The organism is Winogradskyella damuponensis (genome assembly GCF_039538385.1).
Taxonomy (GTDB): domain Bacteria; phylum Bacteroidota; class Bacteroidia; order Flavobacteriales; family Flavobacteriaceae; genus Winogradskyella; species Winogradskyella damuponensis.
The window spans coordinates 39,325-62,397 of sequence record NZ_BAABCB010000019.1 but is presented as its reverse complement, the minus strand read 5'-3'; the positions used below and the strand labels follow the sequence as shown (position 1 = coordinate 62,397).

19 protein-coding genes are annotated in these 23,073 nt (G+C 31.6%); 17 read left to right on the top strand and 2 right to left on the bottom strand.

Annotated features, from left to right (window positions below; genetic code table 11):
* Nucleotide 1 precedes the first annotated feature (1 nt).
* The 17 genes from murB to ABD730_RS11115 all read left to right on the top strand — a co-directional run bounded on the left by murB (nt 2) and on the right by ABD730_RS11115 (nt 21,042).
* Nucleotides 2-859 carry a UDP-N-acetylmuramate dehydrogenase gene (gene murB, locus ABD730_RS11195; protein ID WP_344714632.1) on the top strand — a complete coding sequence of 286 codons (858 nt, stop codon included), beginning with the start codon at nt 2-4 and terminating at the stop codon, nt 857-859.
* Nucleotides 856-2,007 carry a glycosyltransferase gene (locus ABD730_RS11190; protein WP_344714630.1) on the top strand — a complete coding sequence of 384 codons (1,152 nt, stop codon included), beginning with the start codon at nt 856-858 and terminating at the stop codon, nt 2,005-2,007. The genes murB and ABD730_RS11190 overlap by 4 nt, the downstream gene beginning before the upstream one ends.
* A 10-nt stretch (nt 2,008-2,017) precedes the next feature.
* On the top strand, nt 2,018-3,043 hold the full coding sequence (locus ABD730_RS11185; RefSeq protein ID WP_344714628.1) for a sugar-transfer associated ATP-grasp domain-containing protein: 1,026 nt from the start codon (nt 2,018-2,020) through the stop codon (nt 3,041-3,043).
* A 3-nt stretch (nt 3,044-3,046) separates the two neighbouring features.
* Nucleotides 3,047-4,969, top strand: coding sequence for an asparagine synthase (glutamine-hydrolyzing) (gene asnB, locus ABD730_RS11180; RefSeq protein ID WP_344714626.1), 1,923 nt, complete (start codon nt 3,047-3,049; stop codon nt 4,967-4,969).
* Nucleotides 4,962-6,101: a CapA family protein gene (locus tag ABD730_RS11175; RefSeq protein ID WP_334470706.1), complete on the top strand. Its 1,140-nt coding sequence runs from the start codon at nt 4,962-4,964 to the stop codon at nt 6,099-6,101. Before asnB ends, ABD730_RS11175 begins: the two co-directional genes overlap by 8 nt.
* Nucleotide 6,102: 1 nt before the next feature.
* Nucleotides 6,103-7,197 (top strand): ATP-grasp domain-containing protein, encoded by a 1,095-nt coding sequence (locus tag ABD730_RS11170; RefSeq protein WP_344714623.1) that lies wholly within the window; start codon nt 6,103-6,105, stop codon nt 7,195-7,197.
* Nucleotides 7,194-8,369: an O-antigen ligase family protein gene (locus ABD730_RS11165; protein ID WP_344714621.1), complete on the top strand. Its 1,176-nt coding sequence runs from the start codon at nt 7,194-7,196 to the stop codon at nt 8,367-8,369. The genes ABD730_RS11170 and ABD730_RS11165 overlap by 4 nt, the downstream gene beginning before the upstream one ends.
* Entirely contained in the window at nt 8,366-9,460 is a 1,095-nt protein-coding gene (locus ABD730_RS11160; protein WP_344714619.1) for a glycosyltransferase, read from the top strand. Before ABD730_RS11165 ends, ABD730_RS11160 begins: the two co-directional genes overlap by 4 nt.
* A 5-nt stretch (nt 9,461-9,465) precedes the next feature.
* Entirely contained in the window at nt 9,466-10,641 is a 1,176-nt protein-coding gene (locus tag ABD730_RS11155) for a glycosyltransferase (protein WP_344714617.1), read from the top strand.
* Nucleotides 10,641-12,779 (top strand): bi-domain-containing oxidoreductase, encoded by a 2,139-nt coding sequence (locus ABD730_RS11150; protein ID WP_344714615.1) that lies wholly within the window; start codon nt 10,641-10,643, stop codon nt 12,777-12,779. Before ABD730_RS11155 ends, ABD730_RS11150 begins: the two co-directional genes overlap by 1 nt.
* A complete protein-coding gene (locus tag ABD730_RS11145; RefSeq protein ID WP_344714613.1) occupies nt 12,760-13,962 on the top strand; it encodes a delta-aminolevulinic acid dehydratase in 1,203 nt (400 codons plus the stop codon). Before ABD730_RS11150 ends, ABD730_RS11145 begins: the two co-directional genes overlap by 20 nt.
* A gap of 1 nt (nt 13,963) precedes the next feature.
* On the top strand, nt 13,964-14,662 hold the full coding sequence (locus tag ABD730_RS11140) for a WecB/TagA/CpsF family glycosyltransferase (RefSeq protein ID WP_215927337.1): 699 nt from the start codon (nt 13,964-13,966) through the stop codon (nt 14,660-14,662).
* A 358-nt stretch (nt 14,663-15,020) separates the two neighbouring features.
* Entirely contained in the window at nt 15,021-16,112 is a 1,092-nt protein-coding gene (gene wecB, locus ABD730_RS11135) for a non-hydrolyzing UDP-N-acetylglucosamine 2-epimerase (RefSeq protein WP_344714611.1), read from the top strand.
* Nucleotides 16,113-16,234: 122 nt separating this feature from the next.
* A complete protein-coding gene (locus ABD730_RS11130; protein WP_344714609.1) occupies nt 16,235-17,353 on the top strand; it encodes an MraY family glycosyltransferase in 1,119 nt (372 codons plus the stop codon).
* Between the two features lie 68 nt (nt 17,354-17,421).
* A complete protein-coding gene (locus tag ABD730_RS11125) occupies nt 17,422-18,183 on the top strand; it encodes a polysaccharide biosynthesis/export family protein (protein ID WP_344714607.1) in 762 nt (253 codons plus the stop codon).
* A gap of 4 nt (nt 18,184-18,187) precedes the next feature.
* Nucleotides 18,188-20,521 (top strand): GumC family protein, encoded by a 2,334-nt coding sequence (locus ABD730_RS11120; protein ID WP_344714605.1) that lies wholly within the window; start codon nt 18,188-18,190, stop codon nt 20,519-20,521.
* A gap of 101 nt (nt 20,522-20,622) precedes the next feature.
* A complete protein-coding gene (locus ABD730_RS11115) occupies nt 20,623-21,042 on the top strand; it encodes a CBS domain-containing protein (RefSeq protein ID WP_215927346.1) in 420 nt (139 codons plus the stop codon).
* Between the two features lie 25 nt (nt 21,043-21,067).
* Here ABD730_RS11115 and rpe read toward each other — a convergent pair whose 3' ends face one another.
* Entirely contained in the window at nt 21,068-21,730 is a 663-nt protein-coding gene (rpe, locus tag ABD730_RS11110) for a ribulose-phosphate 3-epimerase (RefSeq protein ID WP_334470730.1), read from the bottom strand.
* A 319-nt stretch (nt 21,731-22,049) separates the two neighbouring features.
* Complete coding sequence (locus ABD730_RS11105) at nt 22,050-22,913, bottom strand: sigma-70 family RNA polymerase sigma factor (protein ID WP_092466645.1); 864 nt, start codon at nt 22,911-22,913, stop codon at nt 22,050-22,052.
* Nucleotides 22,914-23,073: the final 160 nt, after the last annotated feature.

The window sequence follows — 23,073 nt, the reverse complement described above, 5'->3', positions numbered from 1 at the left end:
TATGATAATTCATCAAAATTTTGACTTAACAAATTATAATTCATATAGAATTGAAGCAAGGTGTAAAGTAGCTTATTTCCCTGAAAACGAAACTGAAATTGTTGAGTTATTCAAAACAAATCAAAACTTTATACTTTTAGGTAGTGGCCACAATATCATTTTCTCTAAAGCTTATTACGACGAAAGTTTTATTATTTTTAATGGTAATTTTAATGATATAGATGTAGAAAACTCTAACGGAATTATTATTGCAGAAGCGGGCGCTACTATGTTAGAAATTAGTAAAAAAGCATTAGAGGAGGGACTGTCTGGTGTCGAAGTTTTTTATGATATACCAAGCTCATTAGGAGGAGCAGTGGTAATGAATGCTGGAGCAAGTGGTGAGGAAGTAAAGGATATATTATTAAAAGTGCGTTATTTAGATTTAGATACTTTTGAAATTTCTGAAATAGAAAATGAAGCTATTGGTTTTGAGTATAGAAATAGCCTGTTTCAACAAAGTAAATCTATGCTAGTTTTAAAAGCTTGGCTTCAGCTTAAACCACTTGATAAGAATTTAATCCATGAAAAAATGGAGGATATGAAGCAAAAAAGATGGGCAAAGCAGCCAAAAAAATATCCCAATGCAGGTAGTGTGTTTAAGAGACCAAAAGGGTTTTATGTAGGTGCTATGATTGATGAATTAAGTTTAAAAGGATTTACTATAGGAGGAGCTAAAATATCTGAAAAGCATGGGGGTTTTATCGTAAATTTCAATAATGCTAAAGGGGGGGATGTTGTTTCCATTATTAGACATGTTCAGACCAAGGTGAAAGATCGTTTTAATGTAGACCTTGAAGTAGAACAGCGTATAATATGACCATCGTTTACTTTATTACCACAGTAGGTCACGGAAAAGGGGGCCATTTTCATAGTTTAAATACCATTGCAAATGCAATTGGTGAAACTGACAATGTACATGTTGTTAATCTTGGTGTTCAGCCTTCTGAAGTTTTAGATAAGACTAATTACAATCTGTCATTTGTCAATTTTAATGGTTATAATTTTTTGTCTGTTTTGTTCAGAATAAAAAAACTTATAAGTCAATTAGAACCAGACGTAATACATGCTTTTGATGTTCATTCATTTGCATTTAGTAGGTTGCTTTCTAAAAGTAGAAAACAAGCCTCATATCTAAATAAATGTGGAGGGCCAAACCCTAAGAAGTATTTTCCTGTATCTGATAATTTAGTACTTTTTAGTAAAGAAAATAAAGCTTATTTCGACAGTAAGGAACGTTATTACGATACCAAGCTTACACTAATCCCAAATCGAGTAAGACCTGTTGAGTTGGATAGCTCTAGGATTGAAGCATTTTATGCAAAACATGATAAAGCTGATCTCTCTTTATTAAGAATTGCAAGGATAGGAAAGCATTATCATAAATCTATTAGCCAGGCAATTAACCTTGTTTCGTGGCTAAAAACTAAAGGTCTCAAGGTAAGATTAATTGTTATTGGGACCATTCAAAGCGAGACCAATTATAATGAGATTTTAGAAGAAATAAAATCTAAAAATTTAGAAGATGATGTTATTGTTGAAACTTCAGACGAGTTTACATATAACGCAAGTGAATTGTTAGATGTTGGAGATGTTATTATTGGTACAGGTCGTAACTTTATGGAAGCATCGAGTTTAAATAAAATGTTATTAGTGCCTTACAAAGATGCTGATTATCCTTTATTAGTTACGGACGCTAATTTTGATGCTATTTTTACCACTAACTTTTCACCAAGAACGCAGGTTACTGATTTTAATGAGCAAGCCAATTTAGATTCTATTTATAAGGCATTGAAAAGTAAAGAAGAAAGAACTTCAAAATTGTGGTTTGAAGCTTATTTCAATGTTGAAAAAGGAGTAGGTTTGTATAAAAATCTATATTTAAATCAAGACATACCTAGAAATTCAAATCTTATAGATACTTTCGCAAATATATTATACGCGATTAAAACCTTTGTTTTAAAATAGTTGCAACAGCATGAAGTTTACTTATTATAAATATAGAACCAAGATTAATATAGTAAAGAAGGATCTAAAGGATAAATTTCCAATAGGTTTTACTAAAAAGATTGGACTTTGGAAAAAAGGGTTTTTAGCTGAAAAATATACGCTTTATCAACTCGATAAAAATAATTATAAAGATTATTTAAGTGATTACCATGCAGCAATGGCAAGATGGATTAATGAACCATTCAATGAATTGTTAACTAATAAGTTAATCTTTTCTGAGTATGTTGGTAAATATATTCAAGTGCCAAAAACCTTTGGTATTATAGTAAGTGGACAGTTTTATTCTAACGATAGCAGATCAATTGAAGATCTTATTAATCAATTTGAAATTTTTGTTGTAAAAACCATCTCTGGTGGTGGAGGTAAAGGAGTATATATTATTAAAAAAGAAAATGATAATCAGTTTTTAGTTAACAATACTAAAACATTCAATTCGAATGAATTACTCGCTTTTTTTAAAACCTTAAACAATTATATTTTTACTGATTATATAGAACCAAGTGAATTTTCAAAATCACTTAATGCTACCTCGGTAAATACCATGCGTATTATAACACTAATTGATCCAGAAACAAATAAAGCATTTATAGCAAGAGCAGTTCAACGTATAGGAGTAGCAGCATCTGCACCACAAGATAATTTTACAAAAGGAGGTTTAAGTGCTTCAATTAATCTTGAAACTGGGCAATTAAGTGACTGTACAAGGCACCCTAAAGCTAAAGAACATAAGAGATATACGCATCATCCTGATACTAATGTGAAAATAGAAGGAACAGTTATTCCAGATTGGTCTTCAATAAAAGCAGAGATATTAGATGCAGCTAATAGTTTGCCAATGCTAAAATGTGTTGGATGGGATTTTGTGTTAAGTACTAAAGGTTTAGTCGCTATTGAAGGTAATCATCATCCAGATCCAGATGTGCTACAAGGACACGAGCCATTATTGACAGACGAGCGAATAAAAGCATTTTACAAATTTCATAAAATCTTATAATTTATGTGTGGCTTTACAGGCTTTATTAATTTACACAATCAACCATTAAAGAGTCATGTGTTAAAACAGATGACAGATATACAGGTACATAGAGGGCCTGATGATCAAGGTATGGTTGGTTTTTCGTTGTTCAAGGATCAAAAAATTAATGTAATTGATAACGAAACGGCAGAGTTTAGTCATCTACATGCAGGTATTGGCTTTAATAGACTATCTATTTTAGACCTTTCTAAAAAAGGCCATCAACCAATGATTTCTGGTTGCGGTAATTATATTTTAGCATATAACGGAGAGACCTATAATGCATTATCATTTAGAGATGAATTAATAGCTAAAGGGCATCCAATTCAAAGCCATACAGATACTGAAGTGATTCTTTATTTGTATATAGAATATGGTTTAGACAAAACCTTAGAGTTACTCAATGGTATGTTTGCTTTTATTATTGTTGATTTAAAGCTGCAAAAAAGTTTTATAGTTAGAGACCAATTGGGTATTAAACCAATGTATATCTACAAAACGCCAAGTGTTTTAATGTTTTCATCTGAAATAAAATCGTTTACAAAACATCCAGATTTTAAAGCAGAACTTAACTCTAATCATCTCGACGAATATTTATTGTTTAGATATTGTGCTCACGACAGAACCCTTTATAAGGACGTAAAGCAAGTACCTCCAGGGCATTATTACGAAATTGCAGAAGACAAAATAGAAGTAAAAGAGTATTGGTCTTATACAATGGTTAATAAGGAAAATCTTATAAATCCGAAAGAAGCTTTAGAACAACTAGACGAAACTTTTAAACAAAGTATTAAGTCGCAACTAATGAGCGATGTTCTTGTGGGTTGCCAGTTGTCTGGAGGTATTGATTCTTCATTAGTAACAACTTATGCACGTGAGTTTTTTAACGCCAATATGGATACGTTTTCTATTGTCTTTTCAGATGAAAAATATTCCGAAGAAGAGTTTATTACTTACGTAACAAATCATACCAATTCAGATTCACATAGATATCAATATTCTAACGAATACGCTTTTGAGAATTTTTTCAAGGCTACTTGGCACTTAGATCAGCCTATTAGTATACCTAATACTTTAGGTATAAAGCGTCTTGCGGAACGCGCTAGAGAAAATGTTACAGTGCTTTTAAGTGGTGAAGGAGCAGACGAATTATTTGGAGGGTATTCAAGATATCACAATTTATCTTGTAGATTAAATATGAACCTTAAAGGCTATTCTAATTTACCTGTTATTGGAAATAGAATTAAGAGTAAGTACAATTTAAAGCAAACACTAGAGGACTTTTTTATAATGAGTAGTTCTGCTTTAAGTATAAATGATTTTAAGAAATTTAGTGTCACTAACGATATAGAAACGGTTGTCAAACAAAGAAAAGAGCTTTTTCCTTCTCATGGAGATGTCATAAAGCGAGCTTCTGTTTACGATTTAAAAACCTACATGGTAGATTTATTAAATAGACAGGATAAAATGACTATGGCACATTCTGTAGAGAATAGAGTGCCATTTTTAGATAAAAATATGGTAGAGTTAGTGATGAAGCTTCCAACGAAGTTATTGGTTAAGAAATGTCAAGATATAAGACATCTTAATAGGCCAAATAAATATACCAAGCATATTTTAAAAGAGCTTGCTGTAAAACGATTTAACAATGATTTTGTTTACAGAGAAAAAAGCGGTTTTCCGCTGCCTGTAGAGGATTTATTTTTAAAAACAAGAATGAATCAGCTTATAGAGGATCAACTATTGCCAGGTATAAAAAATAGAGGTGTTTTTGATTATAAAGAAGTCTCTAAAATTTGGAGTAATAAAAACAATTTTTCTAAAGGAGATTTAAAAAACTTATGGATGTTTTTTGCTTTTGAAACTTGGGCACAAACCTTTTTAGACGGTACATATAATGGTTAAACTTATTATTGGAGGAGATATCTGCGTGACTAAAAGAGACGAAAAGGCTTTTTTAGGAGGAGATGCTCAGCAATTATTTACCGATGTGTTACCAGAAATTCAAGCTGCTGATTTTGCGATTGCTAATCTTGAAACTCCTTTAATTAATGCGCAATCACCAATTAAAAAAAGTGGTGCTGTTTTTGGGAATTCTCCTAAAATGTTAAATGCTATAAAACAAAGTGGTATTACTTATTTAAATTTAGCAAATAACCACATCTTAGATCACGGTAAAAAAGGACTAAAAAGCACATTAGAAGCTCTGAAGGAAAATCAATTTGATTTTTCTGGAGCAGGTGAAACATTAAAAGATGCTTCGGAACCATTTAGAGCAACTATAAAAGGAAAAAATATAACTGTGCTTAGCTATGCTGAAAACGAATTTTCTATAGCAGAAAATGGTCAATCTGGTGCAAATCCAGTGGATGTTATAGATTTTGTAACAAGGATAAAAGCTCTTAAAGATTCAAGTGATTTTATAATTTTATTATATCATGGAGGTAAAGAAAATTACCATTTACCCTCACCAAAACAACAAAAATTATGTCGCTTTTTTGTAGATCAGGGGGTTGATATGGTGGTTTGCCAACACTCACATACGGCTGGAGTTTACGAAGCGTACAATAAAGGAAATATTTATTATGGCCAAGGCAATTTTGTGTTTGACCCTTACCCATTAAAAAGAGATTGGCTATACAAAGGGGTTTTAATTGAAGTTGTATTACATGAAGATAACTCAACAGATATACAATTGATCCCTTATATACATAAAAGCTTTTTTAAAGATGAAATTGGTGTAAGAAAAATGACAATAGAAGAAGCAAAACTTTTTATGAATCATATAGATGAAGCTTCTCAAAAGATGATTAAAAACCCTAATTATATTCAAGAAGAATGGCTTAAATTATCAAAGTCATTAGAGAATACCTATTTTAGTATTTTAAACGGTAATGGTAAAGTGATGCGTAAGTTAAATGAAAAATTATCTTGGTTAAAATTCATATACAAAAACGATAGAAAATTGGTGTTAAAGAATATTGTGACTTGCGAAACGCATCGAGAAATTGTTGAAACTATTTTAAAAGACAAGTAGTATGAAAGACAAATTCATTTTAGGCTTTAAGAAATTCGTTTATTACTATTTTAATGTCTTCAATTACAGAGGTAAAAAGGCTGTTGACTCCGTGATTGAAATCACCAAGAAAGAAGAGCGAACTTTTGAAAACTCAAAATATACTGTAGGAATAATAAAAGAGAAATGGCACCTTCATTATAATTATGTAAAAGCTTGTGAGGATTTAAAATTGTCTTACGTTATTATAGATTTTTTTTCGAAAGATTGGTTACAAAATTTAAAATCAAAATCTATAGATTTCTTAATCGCCAGACCTTCGGTTCAGTACACCCCTTGGAAAGACATGTTTGATAATCGTTTAAAGTTGTTAAATGATAGTTATGATATTCCTGTATTTCCAAATTATAATGAATTGTGGATATGGGAAAGTAAATTAAGAACTCTAGATTGGTTAAAGGTTAATGATTTACCACACCCTTCATCTTATATTTTTTACGATAATAATGAACTTTTAGATTTTGCATCTACGTGTAAGTATCCAATTGTATACAAAGCAAGTAGTGGCTCTGGAGCATCAGGTGTTAAGATTTTAAAGAATTCATCAGAATTAAAAAGTGTAACTAAGAAAGTTTTTAATTCAGGTATTAGAAGTTACCGAAAGCATAAGTTAGATAAAGAACATGGTTTTGTGATTCTTCAAGATTATCTCAATGATGTTAAAGAATGGAGAATTATTAGAATTGGTGATTATTATTTTGGATTTGAGAAATTAAAAGAAGGCCAATTTCATAGCGGTTCTAAAAATTTTGGTTATGGAATGCCTCCAATTGAATGTTTAAATTTAGTTAAAGATATCACAGATAAATATAAAATTTATTATGCCGATATTGATGTGTTTGTTACGACAGATAATCAGTTGTTAGTTAATGAGGTACAGCCGTATTTTGGACAAAAAGGCGATAGGGAGTTATTGCAAATTAATAATGAGTCTGGACGATTGTATTACGATACAAATAATCATGAGTGGGTTTTTGAAAAGGGTAAGTTTTGCAAAAATAATCTCTGCAACTTAAGGATAAGTGAAATGATAAAAACAGAATTCAAAGGAAAATGAAACTATTAGTTTTTTTAATTAAGTGGGGTTTTCCTTTGTTATTAGTTACCGATTTAGGATCTGAGTTTTTAAGTAGTAATTTTGTTTTAAATATATCTAGAGTACTAAGAATTCTTATTTTGGTATTATTAATAAAAGAATATGTCTTGAATTTTCAAATTATTAGAAAATTCAAGCTGCATACTTTTTTTATGGTGTTTTTGATTGTTCTTTTTTTATACCTATTTACTGATAGAGATTTATTTGACGGATTTTGGGTGTATTCAAAAATTTTATATTGGGTTTTAGGGGTTAATATTCTATTTGCTTACGGTTATAGGGGTGTTTTAACTATGGAAGATTTTACAAAAGTCCTTAAACGTGTAATTTATGTAGCTGTAGGATTTTCATTAATATTTTTTATAACTGGTTTTATAAAAGACGATTATAATGTTGCAGCATATTTAATTTTATTTATGTATCCTTTGCTCTTGTTTTCTAGTTATGGTTATAAGAAAAACGTGTTTTTTATAGTACTTTCTGCTTTTGCGATATTGATAACATTAAAAAGAGGTGCAATGATTGCTTTTGTAGCAGGTAATATTGTCTACTATTTAGGGAATCTAAATGCTGATTTTAGCTTTAAAAAATTATTTACGGGATTAATAATTTTATTATCAATTTCTTTTGCTGGTCTTACTTATTTTCAGTTACAAGAAGATGAAGTAGGTGAGAGATTTGAAGAGGATCAATTTGACCCAAGTAATGAAAGAGCTGGCTCTGGACGTATAGGTGCCTATACTAGAATATATGACCTATGGTATAATTCTGATAATAAAATGTTCGGTTTTGGTAATCAAGAGGATACTTATAGAAATGTTGGAAAGCGTACTCATGCTCATAGTGATATCTTTGGGTTTCTATATAATTTTGGGATTGTTGGTATTTTACTAATAATATGGCTATATATAAAGGTTATAGGGTTTTATTTTTATTATAGAAAATATGATAGAGAGAATTCAGTAGTAATATTATCCTTGTTTGCTATAATGGTGTTAGTTAATTTTTACTCAGGAATGCTTAGAACTACTAATGTATTATACTTCTTTTCTGTTTTTCCTTACTTACAATTGAGAGTAATGTTTATAAAACAACAACAACAACAACAACAACAACAACAGGTTATTGTATGAGACCTAAAATAATTATATGTTCTAAAGATTTAGAAGCCAAAGGTGGTGTTGCAAATTTTTATAGAGAATTAAATGAAGTATGGAATTATCAGAGCCATCAATTGGTGTATTTTAATATTGGTTCACATAGCTCAGATTATGTCCATCGTGAGAAAAGATATTTCGGTTATTTAACGGATAGTATAAGACAATATAGAGAGTTTTATAGGTTCTTAAAAAGAGAAAAGCCCAATAAGGTTGTTGTTAATCCATCTTTAATCCCTATTGCGATTATTAGAGATGGAATTTATGTATTAATCAGTAAGTATTTGAAAATAAAGTCTATAACTTTTGTTAGAGGTTGGCGCGAAGGCTTTTTTAATAGACGATTTTTATCATATTTTTTTAAAAGTGTTTACAAGAATTCGTCAGAATTTATTGTATTAAGTAAAAAATTTAAAACAGAGTTAGAGAAACATTTTAAAGGACATAATATTCATGTTGTTTATACAACTTACGATAACTCACAACTACAAGAGAGGAAAACTAAAAGTTCTGATGAAATTATAAAGATGGTTTATATTTCTAGAATTAGTGAACTTAAAGGAATTATGGAATTATTAGAAGCCTTAAAGTTACTAGTTGCAAATAAATATACGTCGTTTTCAATGGATATATATGGACATTACAGGAGTTCTGAAATTGAAGAAAAAATAAATGATTTTCTTAGTCTAAATCCAGAGGTTAAGTCAAAGATTAATATTTTAGGTTTTATTGATAAAACAACTAAATATGAAGTGTTGTCTCAATCACATGTGTTTTTACTTCCTTCTTATATGGAAGGCTGTCCCAACGCTGTTATTGAAGCGACTGCGTCAGGTTGCTTTGTAATTGCAACCAATGTAGGGGCAATTCCAGAAATTGTTGAAGATGGATTTAATGCGTTTTTAGTAGCCCCAAAAAAAGTACTACAACTTAAAGATGCTATAGCATCATTTCTTGATAATAAATCTTTTTATCTAGAAAATTGTTCAGAAAGTAAGCTTAAAATAAAAGATAGATTTGAAATAAATGCTGTTAGAAATCAACTGTATAATATATTTGTAAATTAAGAGAGATGAAAAAAAATATCTATATAGTTAGTCAAACTGAGTCTGAATTAACTCAAAGAGGAAAAAGACATCCCGATTTGGCAAAATTACTAGCAGAAAAAAATTACAATGTAACCTATATTAGTTCTAATTTTTATCACGCTGATAAAATTTTCTTTTCTAATGCAGATCTAAAATCTGCTCAAGAGAGATTACCATACCGTTTAGAATTAATTTCAACTCGAGCATATAAAAGCAATTTTAGCTTTAATCGTGTATTATCAAACTTGATTTTTGCTTTCAAAGTTTATAAAAAACTAAAGAAAGAATTAAAGGAGAATAGTTTGATAATTATTCCTTCGAGACCTATTGAAATTTTGTACTACATTAGTAAGTTAAAACGGAAAAAAGACGTTGAAGTTATTGTAGATATCAGAGATGTGTGGCCAGATGCGTTTAAGATAAACAATAAGATAGTTAGTAAGATTTTTACAACTTATTGTAATTTCTTTTTAAATCGAAGTGTTTCTAAATTTGAAAAATTTTTACACGTTTCTCCTTCTTTTTTAAATTGGCTAAGCCGTTACAGCCCAAATTCAACATCAGATTTTATTCCCCTAGGATATAATCCAAATCGTTTTAATTGCGAAGTTGTAAAACCTAAGATTATAGTTCCTCCTGTCAAAGTCGTTTATATTGGCCTTTTGCAATACCAGATTGATATTCTTCCTTATATTAAATCGATAGAGAATGATTTAAGATTTGAACTGTACTTATATGGAGATAATGGAGAAGGACAACGTTATGCTTCTGTATTTGATTACGTGAATACAAATGAAATTAAAAATGTATTTTTTAAAGGAAAACTGAATCAAGATGAAGTATGTATACATTTAAAAAAATGTGACATTGGTATTATTCCTATGATTACTTCTTCAATGCCAAATAAAATATTTGATTATTTAGCATGTGAATTGCCTATTTTTGCACTCGGAAAAAATGATTGTTCCGATTTTGTAAACAATAACAACATAGGCTGGTCTAGTTCATTTAATGTCAGTGAAATAAAAGCAGTAAATGATGTTGTTTTTAAAGGAATCAATTCAGATTATAATGTTAAAAAACAAGAAGTAATTTCGAATAGAGAGAAATATTCAAGAGAAATACTTTTTAAAAGAATAATTGAAGTAATAGAAAGATAATGCAACAACTAACACAAAAGCTAGGTTCTGGCGATATGATCATTCAAGACGTGCCTTACCCACAATTAGGAAAGGGAATGGTGATTGTAAAAAATCACTATTCCATTATAAGTGCAGGCACAGAAGGTTCTACAGTCGTAGCCGCTCGTAAAAGTTTAATAGGTAAAGCCAAAGAGCGTCCACAGCAAGTAAAGCAAGTGATTGATACCTTAAAAAAACAAGGGCCAATTCAGACCTACAGAGCAGTGATGAAAAAACTTGATGCGTATTCGCCATTAGGGTATAGCTGTGCAGGTGAAGTCATTGAAGTAGGCGAAGGAGTAACCGAGTTTGAAGTGGGGGATAAAGTCGCTTGCGCTGGAGTAGGTTATGCCAACCATGCAGAAATTGTTTCTGTTCCCGTTAATCTATGTGTAAAATTAAATCCAAGTACCAACTTAAAAGATGCTGCATACAATACCTTAGGAGCCATTTCAATGCAAGGAGTACGTCAAGCAGATATGCGCTTAGGTGAATCTTGTGTAGTTATTGGCTTGGGCTTATTAGGGCAATTAGCAGCACTAATATTAAAAGCCTCTGGTGTTACAGTTATCGGAATCGATGTATCGGAAGCAGCTGTTAAAAAAGCAGTGGATAATAACGTGGTCGATTTAGGTTTAACCAGAAATGCAGCAGGTGTAGAAGAGCAAATTCAAAATGCAACCAATGGTTATGGAGCAGATGCTGTGATTATTGCAGCAGCAACAGCGAGTTTAGATCCTATTAACTTTGCAGGTGCTATAGCACGTAAAAAAGGAAAAGTGGTGGTGTTAGGTGCTGTGCCAACTGGTTTTGAACGCGATCCATTCTGGTATCGTAAAGAGCTAGAATTAAAAATGGCCTGTTCTTATGGTCCTGGGCGTTATGATTTGAATTACGAAGAAAAAGGAATCGATTATCCTTTGCCTTATGTACGTTGGACAGAAAAACGAAACATGGAAGCCTTTCAAAATTTAATCGCTACCAAGAAAATAGATATCGATTACTTAACAACGCACGAGTTTGAGTTTGATAATGCAAAAGATGCCTTTGATTTAGTGGTTTCTAAAGCTGAGCCGTTTACAGGTATCGCTTTAAAATATAATATTGAAAAAACAGCCAATAAAACAAAGATTGCTACCTCTGAAACTGAGCAATTAGGAAAAATAAATATCTCATTTATAGGTGCTGGTAGTTATGCACAAGGTAATTTATTACCCAATATACCAGAAACTAATGATGTTGCTAGAGTAGGAGTATTGACGAATACAGGGACGACTTCTAAGCGTGTGGCAGAGAAATTTAAGTTTCAGTTTTGTGCCACTAATGAAGAAGATGTGTTAGATGACAAAACCAATACGGTTTTTGTAGCGACGCGTCACGATTCTCATGGCCCTTACGTTTTAAAAAGTCTAAAGGCGAATAAAAATGTATTTGTTGAAAAACCAATATGTTTACTAGAATCTGAATTAGAAGATATCATAGAAGCCCAATCTGAAGCTAAAAAAGCAGTAATGATTGGTTTTAATAGACGTTTTTCACCATTAACAGATAAGCTTAAAAAGGCCGTAGGTAATAATCCTATGACCATGTTATATAGAATTAATGCAGGTGCAATACCTGGTGACACTTGGATACAAGATCTAGAAATTGGAGGCGGTCGTGTTTTAGGTGAGGTATGTCACTTTATAGATTACTTAACCTATCTTAATGGAAGTCTTCCTGTTAAAGTGTCGGCTTCAGCATTACCTGATGCCAATAAATTAAATGATACGTTGAATATTTTAATTCAATTCGAAAATGGATCATCTGGAGTCGTGGCGTATTATGCTAACGGTTCTAAGTCTATGACTAAAGAATATGTTGAGGTATTTTCTGCCGGAATTTCAGCAACCTTAAATGACTTTAAAGAATTAAAAATTTACGGTAAAGGAAAACCTAAAAAAGATAAGATTTTTAATCAAAATAAAGGTCAGAAAGAAATGGTTGAAGCTTTTGTTAATGGCTTATTAACCGATGGCAAAGCACCAATTCCTTTTGAAGACATTGTAGCGGTTACCAAAGCGTCATTTAAAGTTTTAGAATCTGTAAAACGTGGAGGTGAGCAAGTTGAAATCTAATATAGCATCCAGTTTTAAAAAGCTAAAAAGCTATTGTGAAGCCGAAGATTTCAAAGGCTGGGATCCTTATGATGGCATGAACTCTAAGGTTTTTCAGGCCTTACCATTAAAGCATTGGGACTTAGCACGATTAGCTTGGATTCAAGGATTTAAGCGAAGTCCTATTAATTTTAGAAAGCTGCTTTTGGTGCCTAAAGAGCATAATACAAAAGGTTTGGCTTTATTTCTTTTAGGGTATTGTCGCTTATATAAGTTAGCTGAAAACGGAAATGAAGACTTTGGAACTAAAGACCAGATTTTACAGCGTATCAATGAACTTTCAGAATTACTATTAGGCTTAAGGTCTAAAGGCTATTCGGGGTCAGCTTGGGGTTATAATTTCGATTGGCAAGCGAGACGTTTGTTTTTGTTTAAGAAGTATACTCCAACGGTTGTCGCCACTTGTTTTTGTGTTGAAGCTTTACTAGAAAGTTACGAAATAACTAAGAATGAACATGTTTTAAAAGAAACGGTAACGGCTGCCGATTTTGTAGTAAAGGATTTATCGAGAACAAAACATGGCAGCGGAATCATTTTTTCATATAGTGTGCTAGATGGTAATAATACCGTGATTAACGCATCGTTATTAGGAGCTAAAATATTAAGCTATTCTTATAAGTATACCAAAAACCAAGAGCATGCTGATTTAGCAAAACAAGCGGTTATTGCAGCTTGCGATTTGCAAAGTGAAGATGGGTCTTGGATTTATGGTTTATTGCCCATACAATCTTGGATAGATTCTTTTCATACAGGCTTTAATTTAGATGCTATTGAAACCTATCAACAAAATACGGATGATCTAAGTTTTCAAAAGCATTTAGATAAAGGATTAAAATACTATCTAGACAATTTCTTTGAAGGTGATGGGATGCCTAAATATTACCACGATAAAACATTTCCAATAGATATTCATTGTCCAGCACAAGTCATTGTAACCTTATCTAAGATGAAAGCTTTTCAACCTAATAAGGCTTTACTTTCTAAAGTGTTACATTGGACTATAGATAATATGCAACATAAAAAAGGCTACTTTTATTATCAATATAGACAAGGCATGAGTTCTAAAATATCCTATATGCGGTGGTCTAATGCTTTTATGTTTAATGCTATGGCGCATTACTTACTAGAAACAAAATCTAAATAATATGGAGGCTAAGTCCTTAAACGGGGTAATGACTTTTGCTCCAACATCCAGAAAAGAATTAATGCAATATGCCTTTGATAACCATAAAATTATGGTGGCTGTTAATGCAGAGAAAATTCTTCATGCTACAGACGAAAGTAGAGCGCTAATCAATAGAAATATGGGCTATCCAGATGGTATTGGAGCTGTTTGGGCTTTACAGAAAAAAGGAATAGATAAAGTAGTTAAGATTCCTGGCTGTGAACTATGGTTAGATGTTGTTGCTAATTATTATAAAACAAAATCGTTCTATCTAGTTGGTGGAAAACAAGAGGTCATTGATACAACAGTAGAAAAACTGAAGGCCCAATTTAACGGCATTACCATTTGTAACTATAGAAACGGTTATATTAAAACGGAAGCTGAAGAATTAGCTTTAATAGAAGATATTAAAAAGCACAATCCAGATGTTGTATTTGTGGCCATGGGGTCGCCAAAGCAAGAGTTGCTAATGGAACGTATTCAAAAAGAACATCAAGCCGTTTATCAGGGCTTAGGTGGAAGTTTTGATGTGTTTACAGGCAATGTAAAGCGTGCACCAGAATGGTGGGTGAAAAATAATATGGAGTGGACTTATAGATTAATAAGTCAGCCCTCTAGAATAAAAAGACAGATACATTTAGTCCGTTTTTTTGTTAATTTGCATTTAAATAGATATTAATCCGGTTTATTTTATGGTTAGAACATCTCTTAAAAAAAAATATTTAGTAATAAATAGTTTTAATTAAAGGTGTGTATCCTCGATAATAAGAGAGAAATAAAATATATGTTGTTTCTTATGGTTGCGAGCGAAACTTATGAGTGGTGTTTTAATATAATCATAAAGTTAAGGAGGTTTTTAAGTGTATATTATGCTGTAAATTGCCAAACTATATCGCAGATGTTATAAGGAGCTCCTTCGGGTATGCGTCGGGTATGCGTCGGGTGTGCCTCGGGTAAACGTCGGGTCAAGTAGATATAAAATCAATATTTATAATTATTAGTAATAGAATAAATACCAAATTTGTAAAAAGTTAACCATGTACAAAATTACAATTATCGCAGGGGCTAGGCCTAATTTCATGAAGATTGCACCAATAATCCATGCCATTCAAAAAGCAAAACAAGACCATGGAGATATGGATTATCGTTTAGTGCATACAGGTCAGCATTATGATAAAAATATGTCTGGTAGCTTTTTTGAGCAATTAGAAATTCCTGAGCCACATGTTAATCTAGAGTGCAGTGGTGGTACACAAGCAGAGCAAACGGCGGCAATTATGGTTAGTTTTGAAAAGGAATTAATGGCAAATCCTGCTGATTTGGTTCTTGTGGTTGGAGATGTAACCTCTACAATGGCTTGTGCATTGGTCGCTCAGAAATTACACACCAAAGTAGCACATGTCGAAGGAGGTATCCGTTCTGACGATTGGTCTATGCCTGAAGAAATTAATAGATTGGTAACCGATAGTATTACAAACTACTTTTTTACAACTTCAGAAACAGCGAATACAAACTTGAAGCAAAGTGGTGTAAAAGATAATCAGATATTTTTCGTGGGAAATACCATGATTGATACGTTGCTAAAGCAGCGTCCAAATTTTACAGAACCTAAAGTTTGGAACGCATTAGGATTAGAAGAAGGGAATTACATCGTAATGACACTGCACAGGCCAGCTAATGTAGATGAAGAGTCACAGCTAAAAGATATGATTGATGAAATTATAGCCAATACGCAAGACTTACCACTAGTTTTTCCTGTACACCCAAGAACAGCAAAAATTTTAGAACGTCTTAATATTAGTCATTCAAGATTACATACCGTAGAGCCATTAAGTTATTTAGAATTTAATTTTTTAGTAGAAAGAGCAAAAGCGGTTATTACGGATTCTGGAGGAATCACTGAAGAAGCGTCAATTATGCGAGTGCCATGTCTAACATTGCGAGATAATACCGAACGACCAGAAACGATTACCTTAGGGACTAATGAGTTGGTTGGAACGCATCCTGAAAAATTAAAGCCATATTTAGACACCTTATTTGCAGGTAATTGGAAAAAAGGAAATGATATCCCATTATGGGATGGTAAAACGGCACATCGAATTGTGGAATGTTTAAAAAAGTTGAAATAATTTGACAATAATTCATTTAGATATATTTAAGCTTATTTAGTCTGAAATTTATGGTCTAAACAATAAAATTGTATCTTGCGCCTAGCTATTAATGGATTATAATAAAAGTACATCATCCTCTTATGATAAAAACTCTACTAGATAATTTTAGTCCAAGTGATAATGCTGTTATTTGGTTAATAGCAGCGTTTATATTGGCTTTTATTATCGCTTATAGAACCTTTCCTACAATTTTATATGTTTCAAACGAAAAACACTTAATGGATGAACCAGATAGTAGAAGTTTACATTCCACTAAAACACCGACTTTAGGAGGTATTGGTATTTTTTTAGGGGTTATTGTTGTGATAACTATAGTAGGAGCTTTTCTGAATACTAAAGTTTTACTTTTAGTAATGGGGGGCTTAACAGTCTTGTTTTTTCTGGGCTTAAAAGATGATCTTACTGTTTTATCACCAGGTAAAAAATTAGTGGGGCAACTTTTTGTAGCGAGCTTACTTATTGTTTTTACAGATACTCGCATTATTGGCTTTTCAAGTATTTTAGATGTGTATACGTTACCATATTGGGTTTCTGTTGGGTTTACATTATTTGTATATATATTAATTATAAATGCCTATAATCTTATTGATGGTGTTGATGGATTAGCAGGTACCATAGCCTTAACAGCAAGTGCTATATTTGTATATCTTTTTGTTCATTCCCATGATTTAAGTTTGGCAACTATTGCTATTGCGCTTTGTGGGTCATTGTTAGCATTTCTTAGATTTAATTTCTCTTTAAGTAAAAAAATATTTATGGGAGATACAGGGTCAATGATTGTGGGGTTTTTATTAGCGTTTTTTACTATAAGTTTTATTAATATGGCTCAAGTAGATGAGGCTTCAGACTATTATAGAGCATCGCCAGCATTGGCTTTTGCTTTATTGTTTTACCCATTTATTGATACCTTACGTATTTTCTTTATCAGAATTGTGATTCATAAAACAAGTCCATTCAAGGCCGATAAAAACCATATTCACCATTGGTTTATTAAAATAGGCTACAGCCATTTAATGACCACCATATTAATTTGTAGTATTAACTTTGTCATTGTGTGTATTGCTTTTAACATGTTACACCTTAATTTAAATACACAGATAATTTGTCTTTTACTATATGGAATTGCCCTATATCTTATCCCATTTGGATTGCACAAAATTAAAAATAACTCTAAGATTACTGAGAATGAGGCTAGTTAATTAGAGTTAAGGTTTTGCTAGTACCTTAATTGCAGTTATATTTGCCAACTATAAAAAAATATATTTTAATGAATTTTAAAACGTTAGGCCTAATTAGCCTTTTTATTTTAGCATCTTGTGCTCCTAAAAAAGACATACTTTATTTGCAAGATATAGAGGCTAAGAGAGGAAGTAGTGTACCTTATCAATCTGTAAATATTCAACCTAATGATATTTTAAAAATAACGATAGGAAGTTTAGAACCCCTAGCTGCATTGCCTTATAATAAAAGTGTGTCCCAAGGAGCACCCTCTACTAATATTGAACTTATGCAATTAGATGGATATGTGGTGAGTTTAAACCAAACGATTAATTTACCTGTGTTAGGTGAAATATCTACTAAAAATAAAACAACACAACAACTAGAAATCTTTATTAGTGATAAATTAGTTAGTGAAGGCCATCTTTCTGATGCAAGAGTTAATGTACGTTTAATTAATGCCAAAGTGACTATATTGGGAGAAGTCAATCAACCAGGAACTATTAATTATACGGATCAAAACATGACATTGATTCAAGCTTTAGGTTATGCTGGTGATTTGACCATTAACGGAAAACGTGATGATATCTTATTAACTAGAGAGGTTGATGGTGTGCGTAAAGTAACTCATATAGATCTCACTTCTTCAGAGTTTATGGACAGTGAGTTTTATTTCGTAAAACCAAACGATTTTATAGTGGTTAATCCAAATAACCCTAGAGTAAAGAATGCTGGTTTTGTAAAGGATATAAGCACAGTGTTAACCATTGCCTCTTTAGCGCTTAGTATAACTATTTTATTGTCTCGATAACGATATGGATAACTCATTTAATAATTTTTCTTTACCAGAAGAAGATAGCATAGATATAAAACAGGAGATAATACGATATATAAGATATTGGCCTTGGTTTGCTGTAACATTGGCTGTGACGTTAATAAGTGCCTACATGTATTTAAGGTATGCGCCACGTGTTTATCAAACGTATTCTAAAATTAAAATTTTAGACGAATCAGAAGGCTTGGAGTTGCCTACATCTGCTTTTATATTTAAAAGGAAAAATATAAATTTAGAGAATGAAATAGAGATTTTAACTTCTTATTTAATAATGAACCGTGTGGTAAGGGAGTTAAACCTCAATACTAATTTCTATGAAGAAGGAACTATTCAAACGTCTCAAATAGAAAGTTTACCTTTTGGTTTTAAACAAATTATTCACCCTGATAGTATTAGAGAACGGTTGTCTTATAAATTAAAAATTAAAGATACCGGTATGGATATCACTAATTTAAAAACAGAGAAAGTATTTTCTTTTTCTGGGTCTACGACTCGTGATAGTGATTATAATTTACCTTTTGAAATAGACCTTAATGTAAATAAAACGAAATCAGATTTTGTAGGTAATACTTATATTTTAAACTTTAACACCATTAAAAGTACAGCATTAAGTTTAAAATCTAATATTAAAGTAGAATCAATTGGTGAGTTAAGTGATTTACTAAAGTTAACCATAAAAGGGGAGAGTAAAGAACTTTCAGAGAAAATATTAAACACCTTAATGGAAGTCTTCGATAAAGATGGTATTTATGATAGGCAGTTAATTTCTAAACGAACTTTAGATTTTATTGATGACCGTTTTGTGTTTTTAGCTCAAGAATTAGATTCTATAGAAGTTGGCCGCCAAGACTTTAAACAACGCAATAATATAGTTGATATAGCTGTAGATGCAGGTTTAGGTTTAGAACAACGCGCACAATCTGATGAGCAAGTTTTTCAAATTGAACAGCAATTGGCTCTGTCTAAATTATTAGACACATCTTTAAATACGAATTCCGAATCGGATTTATTGCCAGCTAATATTGGTATTGAGAATTCTAGTATTAATCAATTAATTTCAGATTATAATAATGCTGTAATTGATAGAAATAAGTATTTGAGTAGTGGAGGTGCTAATAACCCAATGGTTAAACAAGCTGTAGAACAAGTAGAGAATTTAAAAGCTAATATAAATAGATCTATAGGTACGTATTCAAAACAGCTCGAAAACTCCCGTCAGCAATTTAGCTTAAGAAACCGGAGATTTAGTGGTACAGTCGCTCAAATACCTGAAAAAGAAAAGCTGTTAAGAGCTATTGATCGTCAACAGAAAATTAAAGAGAGTCTATACCTTTTATTATTACAAAAAAGAGAAGAAGCAGCTATTAATCTAGCTATTACGGAGCCTTCTATTAAAGTTGTTGAATATGCTTTGTCGGGTTCTAATCCAGTGTCACCTAAATCTAATATTGTATATGCAGCTGCAATCTTAGGTGGTTTGTTAATTCCATTTGGAATATTGTATCTTATTTTTATGTTAGATACTAAATTACATAGTAAAGAGGATGTCACTAAGATAAATTCTAATATACCGGTCATTGGTGAAATACCAGATGTAAAAAAGAAAGAGCATATCATTTTTGATGACCCAAATGCACGTACAGCCTTAGCAGAGTCTTTTAGGATTTTAAGTTCTAATGTGGATTATATTTTGCCAATTAAAGACGATGGAAAAGGAAAGGTAATTTATTGTACTTCTACAATTAAAGGGGAAGGAAAAACCTATGTAAGTGTTAATTTGTCTTTAGCTTTGTCTAGTATTAATAAAAAAGTATTATTAATAGGAGCTGATTTAAGAAATCCACAGATTCACACGCATATTCATGAAGAAAAGCATAAGCCAGGATTATCTAATTATCTTCATGATGCTAATTATGATTGGAGAGATGCTTTAATTAATGGTTTTGATAAGCATCCTAATCATCAAATTATTTTATCAGGTGTTATACCACCAAATCCTGCACATTTATTAACCAATGGTCGTTTTAAGAAGCTTATTGAAGAAGCTAAAGAAGAGTACGATTATATTATTGTAGATACAGCACCAACAATACTAGTCACAGATACCATGTTAATTTCTCAGTTAGCTGATGCTACAATTTATTTAGCACGAGCTAATTATACAGAGAAGAATTTATTAAAATTCTCTAAAGATTTAACAGAAACAGGTAAGTTAAAAAATGTAGCTTATGTTATTAATAGTGTAGGCGCAAGTAGATCTTATGGGTATAGCTACAATTATGGTTACAATTATGGCTATGGTACTAAAGACTAACTTTTGAATATGGTTAGTCACTTTTTTGCAATGTGATATTTGTCATACTTTATAAAGGCTTTATAAACTACTTTTAATAGTGAATTATAAAACCAAAAGACATGAAAAATAATGCATTAATTTCTACAATAATGTCAACTGATATTATTGCACTCAATAGAGAGGATGATCTTGAAAGAGCAGAGCTTTTATTTAAACGCCATAAAATTAGACACATTCCTGTTGTTAATGAAGGAGTAATTATTGGGATGTTAAGCTATACCGATTTGTTAAGAATTAGCTTTGCAGATGCCGTAGATGAAACTGAAACTGAAATAGAAACCTTGGTTTACAACATGTTTACTATAGACCAGGTGATGGCTAAGAATGTAGTTACTATACCTTCTGATGCGACTATAAAAGAAGTGGCTAAAATTTTAGCTGAAAAAGAATTTCACGCACTACCAGTAGTTGATAAAGGACGTTTAGTCGGAATTGTTACTACAACAGATTTAATCAATTATTTATTGAAACAATTATAAAAAAAATGCGCTAAATGCGCATTTTTTATGAATTGGCTAAACGCTTTAATGTTTTAATAGTTGCTGTTGGGTTATCACTTTTAAAAACATGACTACCAGCGACAAAGGTGTCTGCGCCAGCTTCAACTAACTTTTGTATGTTTTTATCAGTAACACCGCCATCAACTTCAATACGCGTGTCTAAACCTTGCTCATTTATCATTTGACGAAGGTTTCTTATGCGTTTATAAGTGATGTCTTCAAATTTTTGACCACCAAAACCAGGATTTATAGACATTAATAAAATCATATAACATTCTGGTAAAATATCTTCTAAAACGTTAAGAGGAGTTGTAATATTAAGTACAATACCTGCTTTACAGCCAGCATCTTTAATTTGTCTTAACGTTCTGTGCAAATGAACCGTAGATTCGTAATGAACTGTAATAATATCAGCACCAACTTTTGCAAATTCTTCAATATAACGCTCTGGTTTTTCAATCATTAAATGCACATCCAATGGTTTTGTAGCGTGTTTTTTGATGGCTGAAATTACAGGCATACCATAAGATATATTTGGTACAAAATGACCATCCATAACATCAATATGAAACCAATCAGCATCACTTTTATTTACCATTTCTGTGTCACGTTGAAGATTGCCAAAATCGGCAGCTAGCATTGATGGGGCAATTAATTTTGAAGCCATTTTATGAGGTTGTTTTAGGTTTTAGCAAAGGTAATTAAAAAAGGAAGATTATGCTGAAGATAATACTGTGGTTTCACTATTGAATGGATAATTTAGGGAGTAGGAGCTGTAGCTCTCTCTATTTAGTATCGTCTGTGTAATTTAATTATAGTTAAGTAAAAGAGTCATACTACAAAGTGACAGAGGGTCGTTACTGACTATTTTAAAAAAGTGAACCCACGGTAATCAGCCGTGGGTTCTTTCATCAATCAAAAAACGAACAGTTATGTTTTGTAACTGTTGTTGCTTTCATTAGGTTGGTCGTTAAATATACAAAAAACTAACCTAAATATGTTTTTAATATTTTACTTCTAGACGTATGTTTTAATCGTCTGATTGCTTTTTCTTTAATTTGCCTAACACGTTCACGTGTTAAATCAAACGTTTCTCCAATTTCTTCTAAAGTCATTGGGTGTTGACTAGCTAGGCCAAAATATAAGCGAATTACATCGGCTTCACGAGGTGTTAAGGTCTCTAAAGCACGTTCAATTTCAGTACGCAACGATTCGTGTAATAGATCTCTATCTGGATTTGGTGATTCACCACTTCTAAGTACATCATATAAGTTAGAGTCTTCTCCTTCTACTAAAGGAGCATCCATACTTACATGACGACCAGAATTTTTCATTGACTCCTTAACATCGTTAATCGTCATGTCTAATTCTTTAGCTATTTCTTCAGCAGAAGGTGGTCGTTCATGACTTTGCTCTAAAAAAGCAAAGGTTTTGTTTATTTTATTAATAGAACCAATTTTGTTTAACGGTAAACGTACAATACGAGATTGTTCAGCTAAAGCTTGAAGTATTGATTGACGAATCCACCAAACAGCATAAGATATAAATTTAAACCCACGTGTTTCATCAAAACGCTGTGCAGCTTTAATTAAACCTAAATTACCTTCGTTAATTAAATCAGGTAATGTTAACCCTTGGTTTTGATATTGTTTTGCAACAGATACAACAAAACGTAGGTTTGCTTTTGTTAATTTTTCTAAAGCAAGCTGATCACCAGCTTTAATACGTTGAGCTAATTCAACCTCTTCATCTGCTGTAATAAGGTCTACTTTGCCAATTTCTTGTAAGTATTTATCTAATGATGCAGTTTCCCTATTGGTTACCTGCTTGGTAATTTTAAGCTGTCTCATTTAATTTTAAGATTTGTGCAATTTTATTGCAACAACATGCTGCTTTTATTATACGTAACAAACTATCAAAATGTTACAAATAATGTAAAATATTTTATTTGATTATTTGAAATGCAGAATTTAATTATTGGTGTAAACCCAATATCTTTAATCTAATAAA

Excerpts from the sequence above, each read along its gene's own strand:
- ABD730_RS11160 (WP_344714619.1), top strand. The coding sequence starts at position 8,366 with ATGAGACCTAAAATAATTATATGTTCTAAAGATTTAGAAGCCAAAGGT.
- murB (WP_344714632.1), top strand. The coding sequence starts at position 2 with ATGATAATTCATCAAAATTTTGACTTAACAAATTATAATTCATATAGA.
- ABD730_RS11165 (WP_344714621.1), top strand. The coding sequence starts at position 7,194 with ATGAAACTATTAGTTTTTTTAATTAAGTGGGGTTTTCCTTTGTTATTA.
- ABD730_RS11170 (WP_344714623.1), top strand. The coding sequence starts at position 6,103 with ATGAAAGACAAATTCATTTTAGGCTTTAAGAAATTCGTTTATTACTAT.
- ABD730_RS11120 (WP_344714605.1), top strand. The coding sequence starts at position 18,188 with ATGGATAACTCATTTAATAATTTTTCTTTACCAGAAGAAGATAGCATA.
- ABD730_RS11140 (WP_215927337.1), top strand. The coding sequence starts at position 13,964 with ATGGAGGCTAAGTCCTTAAACGGGGTAATGACTTTTGCTCCAACATCC.
- ABD730_RS11190 (WP_344714630.1), top strand. The coding sequence starts at position 856 with ATGACCATCGTTTACTTTATTACCACAGTAGGTCACGGAAAAGGGGGC.
- rpe (WP_334470730.1), bottom strand. The coding sequence starts at position 21,730 with ATGGCTTCAAAATTAATTGCCCCATCAATGCTAGCTGCCGATTTTGGC.
- ABD730_RS11130 (WP_344714609.1), top strand. The coding sequence starts at position 16,235 with ATGATAAAAACTCTACTAGATAATTTTAGTCCAAGTGATAATGCTGTT.
- wecB (WP_344714611.1), top strand. The coding sequence starts at position 15,021 with ATGTACAAAATTACAATTATCGCAGGGGCTAGGCCTAATTTCATGAAG.
- ABD730_RS11105 (WP_092466645.1), bottom strand. The coding sequence starts at position 22,913 with ATGAGACAGCTTAAAATTACCAAGCAGGTAACCAATAGGGAAACTGCA.
- ABD730_RS11150 (WP_344714615.1), top strand. The coding sequence starts at position 10,641 with ATGCAACAACTAACACAAAAGCTAGGTTCTGGCGATATGATCATTCAA.
- asnB (WP_344714626.1), top strand. The coding sequence starts at position 3,047 with ATGTGTGGCTTTACAGGCTTTATTAATTTACACAATCAACCATTAAAG.
- ABD730_RS11185 (WP_344714628.1), top strand. The coding sequence starts at position 2,018 with ATGAAGTTTACTTATTATAAATATAGAACCAAGATTAATATAGTAAAG.
- ABD730_RS11155 (WP_344714617.1), top strand. The coding sequence starts at position 9,466 with ATGAAAAAAAATATCTATATAGTTAGTCAAACTGAGTCTGAATTAACT.
- ABD730_RS11175 (WP_334470706.1), top strand. The coding sequence starts at position 4,962 with ATGGTTAAACTTATTATTGGAGGAGATATCTGCGTGACTAAAAGAGAC.
- ABD730_RS11115 (WP_215927346.1), top strand. The coding sequence starts at position 20,623 with ATGAAAAATAATGCATTAATTTCTACAATAATGTCAACTGATATTATT.
- ABD730_RS11125 (WP_344714607.1), top strand. The coding sequence starts at position 17,422 with ATGAATTTTAAAACGTTAGGCCTAATTAGCCTTTTTATTTTAGCATCT.